At 52.8% G+C, this 17,768-nt stretch carries 15 protein-coding genes; 8 read left to right on the top strand and 7 right to left on the bottom strand.

Going from position 1 to position 17,768, the window contains the following annotated elements:
• Nucleotides 1–81: 81 nt before the first annotated feature.
• Entirely contained in the window at nt 82–1,482 is a 1,401-nt protein-coding gene (locus tag KW808_RS11560) for a PepSY-associated TM helix domain-containing protein (RefSeq protein ID WP_003859386.1), read from the bottom strand.
• A gap of 224 nt (nt 1,483–1,706) precedes the next feature.
• Nucleotides 1,707–2,612, bottom strand: a complete 906-nt coding sequence (gene rbsK2 / locus KW808_RS11555; RefSeq protein ID WP_003859389.1) for a ribokinase RbsK2 — start codon at nt 2,610–2,612, stop codon at nt 1,707–1,709.
• 91 nt (nt 2,613–2,703) lie between these two features.
• Between rbsK2 and thpR the strand changes: the two genes are divergently transcribed.
• Nucleotides 2,704–3,255 carry an RNA 2',3'-cyclic phosphodiesterase gene (thpR, locus tag KW808_RS11550; RefSeq protein WP_003859391.1) on the top strand — a complete coding sequence of 184 codons (552 nt, stop codon included), beginning with the start codon at nt 2,704–2,706 and terminating at the stop codon, nt 3,253–3,255.
• Here thpR and KW808_RS11545 read toward each other — a convergent pair.
• From KW808_RS11545 to KW808_RS11530, 4 genes are read right to left on the bottom strand one after another with little or no spacing between them, the layout of a single operon-like run.
• A complete protein-coding gene (locus tag KW808_RS11545; protein ID WP_003859393.1) occupies nt 3,252–4,691 on the bottom strand; it encodes a dipeptide ABC transporter ATP-binding protein in 1,440 nt (479 codons plus the stop codon). The genes thpR and KW808_RS11545 overlap by 4 nt on opposite strands.
• Nucleotides 4,684–5,514, bottom strand: coding sequence for an ABC transporter permease (locus KW808_RS11540; protein WP_003859394.1), 831 nt, complete (start codon nt 5,512–5,514; stop codon nt 4,684–4,686). Before KW808_RS11540 ends, KW808_RS11545 begins: the two co-directional genes overlap by 8 nt.
• Nucleotides 5,515–6,483 (bottom strand): ABC transporter permease, encoded by a 969-nt coding sequence (locus tag KW808_RS11535; RefSeq protein WP_003859396.1) that lies wholly within the window; start codon nt 6,481–6,483, stop codon nt 5,515–5,517.
• On the bottom strand, nt 6,480–7,991 hold the full coding sequence (locus KW808_RS11530; RefSeq protein WP_003859398.1) for an ABC transporter substrate-binding protein: 1,512 nt from the start codon (nt 7,989–7,991) through the stop codon (nt 6,480–6,482). The genes KW808_RS11535 and KW808_RS11530 overlap by 4 nt, the downstream gene beginning before the upstream one ends.
• Before the next feature lie 89 nt (nt 7,992–8,080).
• On the opposite strand from KW808_RS11530, the gene KW808_RS11525 reads away from it, so the two are divergent.
• The 3 genes from KW808_RS11525 to KW808_RS11515 all read left to right on the top strand — a co-directional run bounded on the left by KW808_RS11525 (nt 8,081) and on the right by KW808_RS11515 (nt 10,334).
• Nucleotides 8,081–8,449 (top strand): hypothetical protein, encoded by a 369-nt coding sequence (locus KW808_RS11525; RefSeq protein ID WP_044394316.1) that lies wholly within the window; start codon nt 8,081–8,083, stop codon nt 8,447–8,449.
• Between the two features lie 267 nt (nt 8,450–8,716).
• The gene (locus KW808_RS11520) at nt 8,717–10,066 is read left to right on the top strand and encodes a TRAP transporter permease (protein ID WP_003859402.1); all 1,350 of its coding nucleotides are present in this window, start codon (nt 8,717–8,719) and stop codon (nt 10,064–10,066) included.
• 10 nt (nt 10,067–10,076) lie between these two features.
• On the top strand, nt 10,077–10,334 hold the full coding sequence (locus tag KW808_RS11515) for a hypothetical protein (RefSeq protein WP_034983851.1): 258 nt from the start codon (nt 10,077–10,079) through the stop codon (nt 10,332–10,334).
• Nucleotides 10,335–10,344: 10 nt separating this feature from the next.
• On the opposite strand, the gene KW808_RS11510 is transcribed toward KW808_RS11515, so the two are convergent.
• On the bottom strand, nt 10,345–11,067 hold the full coding sequence (locus KW808_RS11510; protein WP_003859404.1) for a GntR family transcriptional regulator: 723 nt from the start codon (nt 11,065–11,067) through the stop codon (nt 10,345–10,347).
• Nucleotides 11,068–11,145: 78 nt separating this feature from the next.
• On the opposite strand from KW808_RS11510, the gene KW808_RS11505 reads away from it, so the two are divergent.
• From KW808_RS11505 to KW808_RS11490, 4 genes are all read left to right on the top strand, one after another.
• A complete protein-coding gene (locus tag KW808_RS11505) occupies nt 11,146–13,992 on the top strand; it encodes an FAD-binding and (Fe-S)-binding domain-containing protein (protein ID WP_003859406.1) in 2,847 nt (948 codons plus the stop codon).
• Between the two features lie 5 nt (nt 13,993–13,997).
• Complete coding sequence (locus KW808_RS11500) at nt 13,998–14,927, top strand: AEC family transporter (RefSeq protein ID WP_003859408.1); 930 nt, start codon at nt 13,998–14,000, stop codon at nt 14,925–14,927.
• Nucleotides 14,928–14,944: 17 nt separating this feature from the next.
• Nucleotides 14,945–15,463, top strand: coding sequence for a hypothetical protein (locus KW808_RS11495; protein WP_003859410.1), 519 nt, complete (start codon nt 14,945–14,947; stop codon nt 15,461–15,463).
• A gap of 147 nt (nt 15,464–15,610) precedes the next feature.
• On the top strand, nt 15,611–17,458 hold the full coding sequence (locus tag KW808_RS11490; RefSeq protein ID WP_003859411.1) for a BCCT family transporter: 1,848 nt from the start codon (nt 15,611–15,613) through the stop codon (nt 17,456–17,458).
• Nucleotides 17,459–17,768 lie beyond the last annotated feature (310 nt).

The following is a 17,768-nucleotide window of genomic DNA, read 5'->3' as shown; positions in this document are numbered from 1 at the left end:
CCGGTTTTGAGGTCTTAAAACCAGTCACAGATGCCCACGGATCCCATTTCCAGGATTCGTGGGCAGTGTGGTTTGGTGTTCTTAGTTGGACGTGTCCGCGCGCCCGGACACACGAGAAATAAACCGCACTCCAAGGCTTAATCCAATAAACACGAGCAGTGAAACTGCAAAAAGTGGCGCGAGAAGCCCATACGCGATCACCACAACACCCAACCCGATAGTTCCCCAGGTGGGTTTTTCAAATCCTGCACGCTTGGGAGCGCTAAGCCAACCTTCCCGTGGCCGACGCTGCCACAGCATCCAATACCCAAGGCCGATCATCACGATTATTGAGGCAGCCAACAGCCCAAGTACAACCTGGTTGGGAAGGCCAAACAGGGTGCCCATGTGAAGCTGGATGAGCCATGCACTCGCTTGAGCAGCTAATGGCCAATCAGTGGAATTCAAACGGTTGGTCAGCATTCCGGTGTCGCCATCAACAGCGATGGTGTCAGTGGTGAATCGGTAGGCGTCGCGGTTTTCTGTGGCAGTCCACGCGAGGCCATCTTGTGCTGGGGGAGTAATGGTGAGGGGAGTGCGTAATTCGGAGATAGCCGTGGCCGCCACCAGATCTATAGAACCTGAGCTTGAGGTTGCCGACTCCATATGCATGTGATGACCTGCGTGTTCATCATGCATGTCCACTTGTGGGGCAGCTGTTAGAGAAGCGTTAACGGAAGGCTGCGTCCAATTGAGTTGGGTGCGTAAATCCGTGATGTTGGATCCCGCATAAGTTGACCAGGTCAGGCCAGTAAAGGTGAGGAACACAAAACCCAAGCCCGCTACGGTGCCCAATGCTGCATGTCGGCGATACGTTTTCACTCGGCCTTGGCCACCAGTGCGCACCATCTTCTTTAAACGATCGGGCTTTTTGTTGCGCGACCACCATAATGCTAAACCGCCCACGGCCAATACTCCGAGCCAACTTGCGGCAAGTTCGGAATAGATTCGTCCAGGTTCGCCGAGCCACAACATGCGGTGACCTTGTGAAACCCATTGCCGAAACGGCAGTGCAGCTGAGCTTCCGTATTGGGTGGTATCACCGGTGATCTCGCCGGTGTAGGGATCAACAAACACGGCGCGGACTGTGGATTCAGCAAGCGTCTCGTCGGCGAAGAGGACGCGGGTGGTGGAGGAATCATCGCCAAGCCGGACACCTGAGAGACCTAAATCGGGGTGGAGTTCTTGGGCGATGCTTACTTGTTCACGCACCGGAAGAGCAGTACTGTCAGCTGACTTTGTGACCGTGAGCATTTCCTGATTGGAGATGTTTTCAATGGTGGGGGAGAACGCATACACCAGTCCGGTGAGCGCAGCGATGAAAATCAACGGTGCGCAGATAATGCCGGCAAAGAAGTGAAGTCGATGAAGAAGTCGCAGCGCTTGGGAAGGGTTCCTTCTTGTTTGCTGCGACACCGCATTGGTGGAAGGTGCAAGAGTCATGATCTAGTAGTTGAGTACAGACCGCATTCAGTTCCCTAAAGAGGGTGAGAGCTTTAAAGAATTGGTGAATTCATTTGCCAACAGGTCTATGATGATCAGCAATGATGAATGCACATGATTTTGATGCTCAGGTGGAATACCTGAACCAGATTTTCGAAGTGTCGGAGGAGCGAATCCTCCACGATGACATCTTGTTACACATCACCTCTTCTTAAATAGTTTTTTTAAACAGAGGGAAGTGAAACGCTCGTGTCCGGATAGGACGCTTGCGCTCCGGCGGTTTGCACCGAGTAAGCGCCGACGCGTGCTGCATGGGTGGCGGCGTCGATAAGCGAATCGCCTTTAATTAGTCGTGCGCAGAAGGCTCCGGCAAAAGCGTCACCGGCTCCCGTGGTGTCAACTGCCTGCACCGTTGGTGTGGCGATGTCCGTGATACCGGTGGCATCGGCGACCAACGCGCCTGCGGATCCAAGCGTTAAAACAACAGAGGCGAAACCGGCGTCGAGGAGAGCTTGCGCGAGCTCGTGGGGATCCATGGAATCGATGCCTGCCCCGAATTGATCCAGAATCAGGCCGGCCTCGTGCTCATTGGCGATGATCGGATCAGCCTCAAGTAACGCGGACGTCTCTACCTCGATGACGGGCGCTAGATTCACCACGACGCGACGCATGGTGTGGTGAATGGCCTCTTTGAAGCCATCCGCAGGGATCTCACCTTGCAGCAACAGGATTCCAGCTTCAGCTAAAAGAGCGGATTGGCTGCTTACATAATCACAATTGACCAGGGAATTCGCGCCGGGGATGACAACGATATTGTTCTCGCCGTCTTTGGCAACGGTGATAACTGCAAGCCCGGTGGTGTCATCTACTTCGGATACTGCCGTAAGGTCGACGCCTGACGAACGAAGGAATTCTAAAGCAGGGGCAGCGTAAGGATCCTTGCCCACAGCGCCGACAAAGGCGACGTCTGCACCTTGAAGAGCGGCAGCTACTGCCTGGTTGGCGCCTTTGCCTCCTGCAGTGATGTGTCCACCACTGCCCAACAGTGTTTCGCCAGGTGCTGGGTGGCGGTCAACGAGAACATTAAGATCAGCGTTGATGGAGCCGACTACGACAATTCGATTATTCATGGAACATCCTTAGCGGAGTTATGCAAACGTTTTCATAAAGGGGTTATTCCATTCTACGTCGATCTTTGTAGAAGGTGGTTATTATGGCTTCATGAGACTGTTCGCGTCTATCACTCCGCCGATTGAAGTCACCGAGCATCTGATCAACGCGCTTCGTCCCTACAAGGATGATCTGCGGTGGTCTGATCCAGACAATTGGCACATCACGTTGGCGTTCTATGGAGAATTACCTGATGGGGCAGTCGAAGATCTCATTGAACATCTGACAAGTGCAGCCCGAATCAATGAAGAATTCACCATCAGAATCAAAGGCGCAGGCTCATTTAATCGGAAGAATTTGTGGATGGGTGTTGGTGGTGACACCAAAGATCTGCGGCGACTGATGGCTGATTGTCTGATTGATCCTGAGGAACGCCGACGCCAGCGTGCACACCTGACCGTGGCGAAACCAACGCAGCGACAGCGCAGCCGCGATTGGGATCCTGTCATCCCCGATCTGGTCCACGCTCTCTCTATATACGAAGGCCCCGAATGGCCAGTCGATGAGATTGAACTGGTGTCTTCTGAACCTGGAAAAGGCAGAAGCGGTGGGCCACTGTATACAACCGTGGCCACCATTGCGTTGTCATCTGCGCTGGTTTAAAGGCTCAACCGCGGAACGGCATCAAGCAGCTCCTTGGTGTATTCGGTCTGTGGGTGATCATAAACCGAATCGATGGGCCCTTGCTCAAGGACTCGTCCCTGTTCCATCACCCACACGGTTGTGCACAGGTGTCTCACCACTGCCAGATCGTGGGAGACGAACACCAAGGTGATGCCGTATTCTTCGACGAGTTGTTGGAGAAGATCCAGTACTTGTTTACGTACGGACACATCGAGGGCGGAGACAGGTTCGTCGGCAAGCAGGATCGCTGGTTTGATGGCGAGGGCTCTGGCGATGGAGATTCGTTGGCGCTGTCCTCCGGAGAATTCGTGGGGGTAGCGATCTAAGACATCGGGGCTCAGTCCCACTTGGGTGATGACTTCCGCAACCCGTGCGGTTTTCTCCGCCGCGTTCCAACCAAGCAGTGGTTCGGCGACAATGTCTTTGATTTTCATCCGTGGGTTGAGGCTTGATTGGGGATCCTGAAACACCATCTGCACACCACCGGCTACCGCAACGGTGCCGGTTGTGGGCTTATCCAAACCGGCGATGAGCTTCAGCAGAGTCGTTTTGCCGGAACCTGATCCGCCGACGATTCCAAGCAGGTCACCTTTGCGCACCGCCAATGAAACCTTGTGGAGGGCGGTGGTTTCTTTAAAGCGTTTCGACGCCTCCTCCACATCAATCACTACCGGCGCGCCAGAATCTGTGGCGATTTCTGGCTGGTCAAGGATTGAAGCATCAAGGAGCTGTTGGGTATACGAATGGGCGGGGGAGCGAAGAATTACCTCGGTGTCGCCGCGTTCTACGATTTCGCCGGATTTCATCACCAATAAGCGTTCGCAGGTGCGCGCGATGAGTCCAAGATCGTGGGTGATGAACAATAAAGCGGTGCCGCGTTCTTTGGTGAGACGCAGCAGCAGATCGACGATTTGTTTTTGCACAACCACATCCAAAGCCGTGGTGGGTTCATCGCAGATCAACAGGTCAGGATCATTGGCCAGCGCCATTGCGATTAGTGCGCGTTGGCGTTGCCCGCCTGAAAGTTCGTGTGGGTAGGCCGAAGCGGTGCGTTCGGGGAGGGAGACGTCGATAAGCAAGCTTTTTAAGCGAGCCCGCGCGTCTTTTTTGCTTGCCCCGTGCAGGGTCATCATTTCTTCGATTTGGCGGCCGATGCGCATGAGCGGGTTGAGTGCGCTCATTGGTTCTTGGAAAACCATGGCGATGCGGGTGCCACGGAATGTAGCGGAGGGTTTGCCGTTGAAGGTGATCTGGCCGGTGGTCGGCAGGTCAGTTAAACCCATGATGGATAGCGCGGTGAGTGATTTGCCTGAGCCGGACTCGCCGATGATGCCGACGCGTTCGCCGGGGTTGACCTCGAAGGAGACGTTGTGGACAAAATTGTTGCCAACCGTTAAATCAGAAACTTTAAGCACGGCCGACCTCCCGCTTTGGATCGATGGCATCGCGTAAACCATCACCGAAAAGATTAAAACCAAGGACCGTCAAAGCGATCGCAGCACCGGGCCACACCGCCAACATGGGGGTGACGCCGATGGATGCTTGAGCGGTTTGCAACATGCGACCCCAGCTGGGATCCGGGGGAGTGGTGCCCAAACCGAGGAAACTCAATGCGGCTTCCGCCAGGATCGCCAGGGCAAAAGCTACTGATGCCTGAACGATCAAAATGCTGGTGATGTTGGGCAAAATATGGCGAAGCGCGATCCGGGCGGAACTTACTTTTGATAGCCGAGCAGCTGCGATGAAATCCTGACTGGTCACCTGCAATGTGCCTGCACGAGCCACGCGGGCAAAACTAGGGATGCCTGCGATGCCGATCGCGACCATCGCGGACCACGTGGAGGCGCCGAAAACGGCGCCGGAAATAATCGCCAACAACAGTGCTGGGAACGCCAACATTAAATCGGCACCACGCATGACAAAGGTTTCCACCATGCCACGGCGCATTCCCGCAGCAATACCCAGTGGCGTGCCGATTAATGCTGCGATCGCCACCGCAATGATGCCCACCAACAACGTGACGCGGGAACCAACCATGATCTGGGATAAAACATCGCGACCATAACGATCCGTTCCCAACAGGTGCCTCAAAGAACTTCCTTCAAGGCGCTCCTGTGGGAAAGCTTGAACTGGATCAAACGGAGTCCAAATGAAAGACAGCGCAGCAAGAACAAATACAACGGCAACGATGAAGCCACCGATTTTCCCTGAAAGGGGCATGTTTTTGATCGTTGTCACTTAAGCCACGCTCCCTGGAACCTTAGTGCTAGCAACCCCAACAGCACCGACTCTTGGATCAACCACCTGATACAGCAGATCAACCACCAAATTAACCAGCAACGTGAACGCCACCAGCAGCATGACAATAGATTGCACAGCGATGAGATCACGGTTGGACACGGACTCCAGCAGCATCGAACCGATACCGGGGATGACAAAGACTTGTTCAATCACAACAGCACCGATAACCAAGGTTGTTAGCTGCAAACCAGTGACGGTAAGGACAGGAAGAGCAGCATTCCGAAGACCGTGGATGATCAACGCGCGGTTGAAGCTCATACCTTTCGACCTCGCGGTGCGCATGAAATCTTGCCCCATGACATCCATTACTGCAGAGCGGACATAGCGGGTCAAAATTGCTGCTTGAACAGCGGTAAGCGCTAGAACCGGAAGAATCAGTCTGGCCAGAAATCCGCCGAAATTCTTTGAAGGCGGGATCCAACCATTGGCGGGCAGCCACCCCAAACCAACGGCGAAGACAGCGACCAACAAAATACCGGCGAGGAAACTAGGGATCGCAATGCCAATCTGGCTGATGCCGGAAACGATCACGCCACCGCGCCGGGCCGAAAGCACACCAAGTGGAATGGCAATGAGCAACGACAACACAATGGAGCATCCCACCAAAATGAGGCTCACTTGTAAGCGGTCAAAAATGATGGGGGAAAGGTCTTGGCCAGAGCTCAGCGAGGTGCCGAAATCGCCAGTGAGCATTCCACCTATCCAGGAAAAGTACTGTTGGAAAAGCGGTTGATCAGTACCTAATTGGGATTGCAACGCAGCGATTGCTTCTGGTGTCGCGGTAATTCCCAGGGCAACAGCGGCGGGGTCACCGGGGATGACTCGAATCAGCACAAAAATGATGATGCTGGCGATCACAAAAGTCAGGGTGTACCGCAGCACAGTCCAAGCGATTGTTTTACTCACTGCGCTACTCCGGATTCTTTCCGACCAATCAACGACAATTCCAACGCCCCGGACACCACGTTGGGGTCAATGCCGGTGATCTCTGGTGACATCACCACGATGTTGGCCACGTTCATGAGGTTGTCGGCGACGGCTTGTTCCATGATTCGATCGACAGCTTGTTGCATCAATTCCACTTCGTTTGCTGAACTGTCTGCCTCTGCGAGGAGGGCTTGGGTTTCGGCGTCGTCAAAGCCCAAATAGTAGTTGGGGCTAAACAGCGTGGGGATGTCGCGGGGTTCCACATGCGCGATTAGTGACATGTCGTAGTCTTTTTGCCCCATGACTTGTGCCAACCAGACGGCTGGGAACTCGGTTGATTCAATCACAGGATCAAAACCAACATCTCGCAGTTGCGAGTACAGGATTTCAGAGGCTGCCTGAGCGTACGGCAACGAAGGAATGGACATGGTGATCCGCGTTCCCTCAGCGCCGGCCTCCTCTAACAATGCCCGTGCGCGGTCCGGATCGTAGGGGTACATCGTGGATTTCTCGTACCACGGATCAGTCGGCGGAACAGGCGCGCCACCAGTGTCGGTGCCGTAGCCTTCCAACGCGGTGTCAATGACGGCTTGGCGATCAATCGCAAACATCACCGCCTGGCGCACACGCACATCATCAAAAGGTGCACGCTGATTATTCATCGACAGCAACATCTCACCATTGGTTGTGCCCACTTCCACGGTGTATTCCTGCAGCGTAGCCAGCTGTTCGGGCGCTTGCATCGCCCAAATCACGTCCACGTCACCGCTTTGCAGCGCATTGGTCGAGGCCGTCGCATCGCTGAAGTAACGGATGGTTGCGGCTTCGTTAAGCGGCTTCTGCCCCCAATAATCGGCCCGCGCGCCGAACCCAATTGCGCGGCCCGGCGCCCAGTGCGTCACCGTGTACGGGCCGGTGCCAACGGGATCAGTTGCCAGCTTATCGACGCCCCCCTCCGTCATCATGGCACCGATCGCGGTACCCATGCTCCACAACCATTGGTTGGACGGCCTGACCAGCGAAACTTTCAGCGTGTGATCGTCAATTACCTCGGTGGACTCCACCACATCCATGCCACTTTTCAAACCATTGGTCCAGTCAGTTTTTACCCGATCAATGGAAAACTTCGCGGAATCAGCATTGAAGGGATCGCCGTTGGAAAACAGCACACCCTCCCGCAAATGGAAAATGTACTCGGTGCGATCGTCTGAAATATCCCACGACTTGGCAAGCAGCGGCTGAATCTCACCCTCCGCATCGATGCGCACAAGCCCCTCGTAAATATTGGACATCATGGCCTGCGGAATAGCAGCGCCCGCAGCATTGGTGAAATCAAGTGACGCCGCAGCAGCCGTGGTAGCAATGACAATGGATGATTGATCAACAGCAGGGGGCTGCTGATACGCAGTCGATCCAGCAGAGCATGACGACACCACGATTGTGCTTGCCAACAGCAATGATGGCAGGAGTCCGCGCGTGATCTTCATGGCTTCTGAGATTAGTCGGTGTGATCCGGGAAACTAAATGGAAAACTAAAATGGAAGGCAATGGATACCCGCCGCATGAACCTCCGCCAATGGAAAATCCTCGTTGCCCTCATCTCTGCTGCGGGGGAGGCAGCTGCGCCACCAACGATTTGGTATCCCTGTTCATGCCGGCCGCCTTCATGAGCACCCTCGCCGCCTGCGTTTTCGGGGCGTGGGCCAAGGGATTGATCGCCCCTGCACTATTTATTGGGGTGACTTCCTGGGCATTTCGCTCCGGCGTGCAGGCTGCGATTGCCGACGGCTACACGTCCGCGACTTCCGTCGGCTTCGAAATGACTGTCTCGCTCATTCTTTTCATCGTTGCAGGTCTGTGCATTCTGGGCTGGATCCCCATGTTCATCAACAACCGCCAAGTCGCGCGCAAGGTTCGCGAGAGGGCTGCGGGCTTGAGCAATTAGGCGCTCGCTTTTCGACGTTTCCCTCCTTCTCTCCATTTCTGCCTAGAGGTGCCTGACTCTTTGGAGTGAGGGCCTTAAACGGTTCTTTCACCCCCATATAGAGGTACGTCTCACAGTTCTTAAAGGTGTGATGTAATCCACTGACGTGGGATTTTGGGGTAAGGGGACACTTTTTGGGTGAAAATTCCACGAAGTTGATGCCACTTTAAGTCAATTCAATCACATGTAACATGCTACGGTTTTTTCGGTCACTTAAAGGAGGCGCTTATGGGAATCATCGCTCTGCTCGTTTTTATCGCAATTGCCGTCATGCTGAATGTGTTCTTGAAACGAGAAATTTCAGAGGCATTGCTGGTTGGTTTAGTTGGAACTGCGCTAGTCGGCGGCGCAAATGCGCCGACGTTACTATTTGACGCTGTAGTAGATGCTGCACAATCAGAAGTTACTTTCGCAGGTATGGCCTTTGTTTTCATGGGAATCGTTGTGCAATCAACAGGATTGATCGATCGATTAATTGCAATCCTCAACTCAATTTTTGGCAGGCTTCGAGGTGGCGCAGGTTATGTTTCCACCCTTGGATCTGCGTTGATTGGACTCATTGCTGGGTCAACGGCCGGAAACTCTGCGACGGTTGGTTCTGTCACGATTCCTTGGATGAAAAGGACCGGGTGGACTGCTGAAAGGTCTGCAACGCTAGTCGCAGGCAACTCTGGCCTTGGCGTTGCGTTGCCTCCCAACTCAACAATGTTCATCATTTTGGCATTGCCAGCTGCAGCAGCTTCTTCGGCCTCTCAGGTGTATATTGCCCTAGCGTGTGGAGGTGCATATGCAGTGCTCTATCGCTTGGCGGTCGTCTTTTACTGGACACGTAAAGATAAAATTCCTGCCACCCCTGATGATCAACGGGTGTCATTTGTCGAGGCAATGAAGGCTGGATGGCGTTCACCGTTGATCTTCCTTGGAATTTTGATCCCCGTAATCCTCACAATCGGCCCATTGTCTGAATGGTTAAAGACACATGGAGTTGGGGAGTCTGGTGTTAAATCGATGTCGATCATCGTGTGGGTGCCAATTCTGATTACGGCAATTGCTCTGATTGAAGGGCGTAAACGAATTGCTAACAACATGGCACACTTTAGGGTTCAAATTTCCAAGGACTTGCCACAATTTGCCACCGTAGGGATTTCGCTGTTTTCTGCGCTTGCTGCAGCGAACATCATGGAAGAACTAGGAGTTGGCCCGCAGTTGTCTAACTGGCTTGATTCCATGGACCTACCTAAGTCTGTCATGGTGATCATTGTCTGCATTATGTGCATTGTGGTGGCAACCCCATTGTCATCAACAGCTACTGCAGCAGCGATCGGTGCCCCCGCTGTCGCTGCCTTGGCTGCAGTAGGCATTGATCCAACTGTGGCTATCGTAGTGATCTTGCTGTGCACTTCCACTGAAGGCGCATCCCCACCGGTAGGCGCACCGATTTATCTTTCAGCTGCGATCGCCGATGCAAACCCGACGAAGATGTTCGTTCCGTTAATTATGTACTTTGTTGTCCCCGTGGTTTTGCTTGCATGGCTAGTTGGAATGGGATTCTTGCCAGTGATTGTTCCTACAGGTTAAAGGGGTAAAAATGAACTCAATTTTCAAACTATTTAGTGTTCTGTTTGCCGTATTTCTAGTGGCTTTCCTCATCGGTGGCACCCTTATTGTCGGTGTTCAAACAGTGGGAGTGATTATGCTGAGTGAAGACCTGGTTACTGGCGCAACTCAGAATATTGCTCCATGGGCGTTTGGTTCTGCGACACTTTGTGCAGTGTGTGCATTTGTGTTGAGGTACCGGCCCGGCCGTCCAACTGGCTCCGATACTGTTCAGCATGAAATTGATTAGGTAAATATGCCTAAACTCCCGCAGTGTACTGATCCCAAATCTTCTGAGCATCTCCTTCGCCGGATTTTTCCACTGCTTGTTCTAGTAGTAGCTTTCCGGTGACTTGGATATGCTCCCGCATGGTGGCTCGGGCCATTTCTGCTGATTGTCGTTTGATGGCATCCAAGATTGGTTCGTGTTCTTCCAAAATATCGCCAAGGGTGCGTTTGTTCCCGGCAGTAGAAGCACCGAGGATACGGGTGTGTGCGCGTAGTTTTTCTACCAGGTCAGCCCCGCGTTGGGAGTGTCCCATGGTCATGATTTGTCGGTGAAACTGCCGGTCATGGGTGAAAAATGCTTCTTCGTCATTGTCGGCCTTGGCTTGCGCCATGAGTGTAATGATGTCATCTGCTTCGCCGAGCTGTTCTTCGGTGCGTAGCTGTGCTGCCCGGTATGCTGCGGCGGGTTCAATGCCTAGACGAAGGGCAAAAATTTCGGCGACATCAGAGGGTTTGGTTTCGACAATTTGGAATCCGCGGTTCCTGGTGAAGCGGATGAGCCCTGCTTCTTCCAGGCGGAGCAGCGCGTCTCTGACGGGGGAGCGGGAGATGCCTAATTGGTCGCTGACCTGGTAAACGCTGTACCACTCTCCGGTGACCATTGTTTTATCAAGGGTGGATTCGCGGACGAAATCCATGACTTGGTCGGTGAGTGAGCGTGCGGGGGCAACCCTTTTTGTTGGCATGTCTGACATTATCGCACAATTCACCACAGTAGCCGGTAACATGTTACTCAAAGCCCGCTTAGATCGAATTTCATAAAAGGACCCACCATGACTCACACCATCAAATTCAACAGACTCGACCCAGAAGTATTTAGCCAGCATTCTCGTGCGAAGCTGCGCACGGATATGGCAACCCGTGCAGCATATTCTTCTGATGCAGGAATTTTTAGACGCGTCCCTGCGGCTGTAGCTGAACCCGAAAATGTGGAACAAATCCGAGACGCCATTGCTGTTGCGGTGGCACGAGGATGGTCTGTTGTTGGTCGCGGTGGAGGAAGCTCGGTTGCTGGAAATGCGATCGGTGAAGGTTTGATCATCGATACGTCGCGCTATTTCAACCGCATTTTAGATATTGATCCAGTTGCACAAACTGCAGTTGTGGAACCCGGTGTGGTGTGTGATGCCTTGCGCGATGCAGCCGCAGAATTCGGATTGACTTACGGCCCGGATCCTTCCACGCATTCCCGGTGCACGATCGGTGGCATGGTTGCCAACAATGCGTGTGGTTCACACTCGGTTGCATTCGGTACAGCTGCGGAAAATCTCGTGGATGTCACGCTCATGCTCAGCGATGGCCGAGAAGTCACTGTGACAAAAGATGGCTGCGATGATGCTGAGATCAATCAGAAGCTCACCGACTTAGCGTCCAAGAATCAGGACCTTATTAGTAAAGAACTGGGTCGTTTCCCTCGCCAAGTGTCGGGCTACGGTTTGCACTATCTTGCCCACGACATGGCCAAAGCAATGGCGGGCACCGAGGGAACCATTGGAATCATTACTCGGTTGACGGTGAAGTTGGTTCCAACACCCAAAGTGAAAGCGCTTGCTGTCCTGGCTTTCGACACAGTTTTTGACGCCGCCCGAGCAGCCGCCAAATTGCGACTGCCTGGGGTAGCAACCATTGAAGGCATGGGCGGAGATCTCCTCGCTGCGCTGCGCAGTAAACAGGGACAATCAGAAGCTGGGCAGAATCTTCCAGGAAACCGCATCGGCATTGAAGCCGGCGGATGGTTGTACTGCGAGACAGGAAGTGACACCCTGCAGGCCGCGGTACAAGCCGCCGAGGAAGTCGCAACCGCCGTTGACACCATTGATTACGTGGTCGTGTCTGAGCCTTCTGAAATGCGGGAATTGTGGCGCATCCGTGAATCCTCGGCGGGCATTGTCACGCGCTTAGCTGATGGTGGGGAAGCGTGGCCCAATTGGGAAGACTCTGCAGTACCTCCAGAAAACCTGGCTGATTATCTCCGCGATCTTTATGCGCTGATGGATAAGTTTGATTACAAGGGCATTCCTTTTGGCCACTTTGGTGAAGGCTGCGTCCACGTCCGCATTAGTTTTGATTTCTCCACCAAGGAAGGCCTGAAGAAATTCGAGGCGTTCATGAATGAAGCCTCCACCTTGGTGGCGTCTTATGGTGGCAGCCTCTCGGGCGAGCATGGAGACGGTCGCGCCCGCTCATCCTTCCTTGACCGCATGTACTCAGCAGAAATGCGTGCACTCTTCGAAGAATTCAAGCTGATTTTCGATCCCCAGCGCATCTTCAATCCGGGAGTGTTGGTCTGGGCAGATCCTGTCATGCAAGGACTTCGCATGGACCCGGGCCAGCGCGCCCTCGACATCACGCCCGTACACAAATTCTCTAAAGACAAAGGTTCCATGATCAACGCGGTGAATCGCTGCGTGGGTGTATCCGCATGCCGCTCAGAATCCGACGCGATGTGCCCGTCCTTCCAAATCACCGGCGACGAAGTGCACTCCACCAGAGGCCGCGCCCGCTTGCTCTCTGAAATGTTCCGCGGTGAATCCATCGCCGACGGCTACCGCAGCGAAGAAGTCAATGAAGCCCTTGACCTGTGCCTTTCCTGCAAAGCATGCGCATCGGAATGTCCCGTCAACGTCGACATGTCCACCTACAAAGCCGAATTCCTGGACAAACACTACGCCGGCCGACTTCGCCCCATGGCCCATTACGTCATGGGCTGGCTGCCGCTTCTGGGACACGTTGCCCATAAAATACCGCTTCTTCCTACGCTTATCGACGCCACTATGCAGTCAGCACTCACCGCCCCAGTGGTGCGCAAGGTCGGCGGGCTCGCTGATCGCCCGTTGATTTCCTTCGCCCACCGCTCGCTGCGCAAGTACAAGCCGAAGAAAAACTCAGGTGAAACGGTGGTGCTGTGGCCCGATTCCTTCAACACCAACCTCGACACCGGACCAGCTCACGCAGCGATCAAAACTCTCGAAGCCCTCGGATACAACGTGGTCATCCCTGATGGCTTCGTCTGCTGTGGACTCACCTGGCATTCCACCGGCCAATTGAGCATGACAAAGAAAGTCCTAGAACAAACGGCGAAAGTGATGAAACCCTACCTGGACCAAGGTCTAACAGTCGTTGGTTTGGAACCCTCGTGCACCGTCATGCTTCAAGATGAGGCAACAGAACTCTCCGATAACCCTGATCTGGCACGCCTTGCAGCACTGACCAAACCATTCGCTGAAGTCATCGCACCAAAGATCACCGAGCTAGTCGAGTCTGGAAGCATCCAGCTAACAGAATCAACTGCGCTTACCCAGGTGCACTGCCACGAGCGTTCGCTAGGCGACCCACAACAATCGGCACTCGTTCTTGAAGCTTTGGGTGTAAAAGATGAACAAATTGCCACCGGTTGTTGCGGGCTTGCCGGAAACTGGGGCTTTGAAAAAGACCACGCTGAAATGTCCTTCGCACTTGGTGAACGAGAGCTGTTCCCCAAGGTCAGAAAAGCAGAAGGACATGTGATTGCTGACGGTTTCTCCTGCCGCACCCAGATCGAACAAGGCACCGGAAAACAAGCAACGCACCTTGCAGAGGTGGTCTTAAGCATCTTGGAGCAAAACAACATGGCACAATAACGATCATGCAACAGGTGCTCATGGGTTTCACGGTGGTGTTCATCGTCATCGGAATAGGTTGGATTCTCGGTAGAAGAGACACCTTGGGCACACATGCCCAGAAACCTTTGAGCCTGTTTGTCTATTACGTGGCCACCCCAGCGTTGTTGTTTGATCGGGTCACCAAGTCAGATACCTCGACGATTTTCTCTCTGAACTTCGTTGTCATTGCACTCTCTGCGTTGATCGTAGGTTTCCTGTTTTTCCTACTCATGCGGTTCGTGATCAAAAGAACTGCCGCAGTATCGGTGATCGGCATGCTAGCTGCGTCCTACGCCAACGCCGGTAACCTGGGTATCCCTTTGGCAGCCTATATTTTGGATGATTTCACCGTGGTGATTCCCGTGATTTTGTTCCAGGTGGCGTTCTACGCACCGATCACCATGACCATCATGGAGATGCTGACCAACAAGAAATCCACCAACTTGGTGCGCAACCTCCTGGTCACGCCACTAACCAACACCATGGTGCTCGCAGCGATTGCCGGTATTGCTGTGTCTTTGACTTCGATGAGCGTGCCCGTGGTGATTGCTCAGCCAGTGGAAATGTTGGCGAATGCTTCAGTGCCACTGGCTTTGGTGGTGTTCGGACTGTCCTTGTCCAAGAGCAAGATCCTGGAAAAGGGGCAGGTATCCAGGCGCGATGTGTTTACGGCGGCACTGTTCAAGAATGTTCTGCACCCAATTGTTGCGGGACTTTTAGCCTTAGCCTTTGGTATGGAAGGTACTGCCTTGTTGTCGGCGGTGATTCTCGGTGCACTGCCAACAGCGCAGAATGTCTACACCTACGCGTTGCGATTTAGAACAGCTGAATCGATGGCGAGAGACACGGGGGTGGTCACCACACTCATTTCCTTCCCCGTATTGGTGGCGGTCTCCATTATCTTTGGATCTTAGGGTTAGCATTAGTGGTCATGAATGCAGTCAAAGTGCGCACCGGTGTGCCGGCGCTGATGAGATCTAAAGCGATGTTTACGTGCATCCTTTTTGTGCTCATGTGCGCGCCTTTTCTGCTGTTTTTCCTTATCGCTCTGCAAAGCGCTGAAGGAACCATGCATACCCTTTATTTGGTGGCAGCTACGCTGCCGGGCTGCGGCATTGTGGCCGCCATCGGGTCTATGTGCGTGGTGTGGGGGCGGCGTCGACAAGCAGTATTAATCGTTGATGATCAGGTGCGGATCCCCGGCAGTGGCATAAGCTTTGCTATAGAAGAATTAGATACAGTGCAATTATGGTCAGACCTGAAATCAGGTTCGTATATGGCGCTCCTGCCTCACCACATCAAGGAACGTGCAAATGTGACAGGTGTACATTCTGTACAACCATATATTGTTAATTTTCCGTCCGGTGCACAACCACAGCCGTTTGAGTTGGCGGAGATTTTGTTAAGTGAAAAACCTGAGTTAAATTTGGATCGCTTGGGGCGACTTTGATTTCACTGTGATAACTGATCATGCTCCCAAATATTCCAGGGTAAGACTTTAGACAAGTTCTGGTTAAAATTCTTCATGAAGGTGAGAATCTGGGAATTTCTCGGTAATCTTTCAGATTCGTAGTTATCCACTGATTGGAAGAATGAGATGAGCTCAAATATAGCTATCACGACCGAGCCTGAAGGGAAAAATAAAAAGGGTCTCAAATCAGACCCGTTCATTTTTTCCATTTCTGTCGGTTTTATCGTGGTGTTTGTCATCGCCACAATTGCGCTAGGCGAGAAAGCTCGAACAACCTTTTCCGCGATTGCCGGCTGGCTCTTAGAAAATTTAGGGTGGATGTATATCGGGGGTGTCTCCTTGGTTTTCATTTTCCTCATGGGTATCTTTGCATCCCGGTATGGCCGGGTAAAACTTGGTGATGACGATGATGACCCCGAGCACACCCTAATCGTGTGGTTCTGTATGCTTTTTGCTGGCGGTGTCGGTGCAGTCTTAATGTTTTGGGGTGTTGCCGAACCGATTAACCACGCGTTCAACGTGCCAATGGCAAATGAAGAATCCATGAGTGAAGCCGCAATTGTGCAGGCTTTTGCTTATACTTTCTATCACTTCGGTATTCACATGTGGGTAATCATGGCACTCCCAGGATTATCATTGGGATACTTTATTTACAAACGTAAGCTACCTCCCCGTCTATCCTCTGTGTTTTCTCCGATCTTGGGTAAGCGCATTTATTCCACACCCGGCAAGCTCATCGATGTACTGGCCATCGTAGGCACCACGTTTGGTATTGCTGTGTCAGTAGGTCTTGGTGTGCTGCAAATCAATGCAGGTATGAACAAACTATGGAGCACCCCGCAAGTATCGTGGGTTCAGCTTTTGATCATCTTGATCATCACCGCGGTTGCATGTATTTCCGTTGCTTCCGGTTTGGATAAGGGCATTAAGTTACTGTCCAACATTAATATTGCAATGGCCGTTGCGTTGATGTTCTTCATCTTGTTCACTGGTCCAACCCTCACATTGCTGCGCTTTCTCGTAGAATCCTTCGGAATCTACGCATCCTGGATGCCTAATCTGATGTTTTGGACTGACTCTTTCCAAGATAACCCAGGCTGGCAGGGCAAATGGACGGTGTTCTATTGGGCATGGACTATTTGTTGGTCGCCATATGTCGGCATGTTCGTGGCGCGTATTTCGCGTGGACGTACCGTCCGTGAATTTATTGGTGGGGTTCTAGCTCTGCCAGCGATCTTTGGCGTAGTTTGGTTCTCTATCTTTGGTCGTGCAGGCATCGAAGTGGAACTGAGTAACCCAGGTTTCTTGACCCAGCCAACTGTTGTTGAAGGTGACGTGCCAGCAGCGCTTTTTAATGTGCTGCAAGAGTATCCGCTGACTGGAATTGTCTCCGCGTTGGCATTGGTAATTATTGTGATTTTCTTTATCACCTCCATCGATTCCGCAGCGCTAGTTAACGATATGTTCGCTACCGGTGCAGAAAATCAAACACCGACTAGTTACCGCGTGATGTGGGCCTGCACCATTGGGGCGGTCGCAGGTTCCTTGCTGATCATTTCCCCATCCTCTGGTATTGCCACGCTGCAAGAAGTGGTTATCATCGTGGCTTTCCCATTCTTCCTCGTGCAATTTGTCATGATGTTTTCTTTGCTTAAAGGCATGAGTGAAGATGCTGCTGCGGTTCGTCGTGTGCAGACTCGTCAGTGGGAAAAGACTGATACACCAGAAAAACTTGAAGAGCATTCGTCCCAACCAGCCCCGGGCTATGATGACGAGGGCAACCCCTTGCTGATGCCTGCCCTCGAGCATGATGAGGACGGTAACATTGTTATCCCAGGCAACGTAGTCATTGAAGGTGATCTTGGGGTAGTTGGTGATGTGGTCGACGATCCTGAGGAAGCCCAAGAGATGGGGTCTCGTTTTAAGATCGTCGAGCAAACTCGCCCCCAGTCCAGGGACGAATACGATATTTAAACGATTGCTTTTCGACGCACCTCCCACCCTGTTTAAGTATCCCGCGTGGGGTGGGACGGCAGAGAATCGTTGGTAAAAACCCAGCCTTGTGGAAAACCTGAACGTCACACCTTCTAGAAGCGCTGCTGGGCGATTTTACAGGGATATTGCGAGGAGGGCTTAAAGCCACACGTTCGGTAAACCTTGCAGGCGTGCCAAGAATTCCTAAAAATGGAATCTTTGACACGCCTGTTTGATTTTAAAAGATAACCGAACAATCATGACAGGACGAGCGGAGAAAATTTAAATAGCAGACCCCCGGGTTGTCTAC

Origin of the sequence: [Brevibacterium] flavum (genome assembly GCF_019317305.1) — a bacterium.
GTDB classification, from domain to species: domain Bacteria; phylum Actinomycetota; class Actinomycetes; order Mycobacteriales; family Mycobacteriaceae; genus Corynebacterium; species Corynebacterium glutamicum.
The sequence above is the reverse complement of the archived record's forward strand: the minus strand, read 5'-3'. Positions and strand labels throughout refer to the sequence as shown.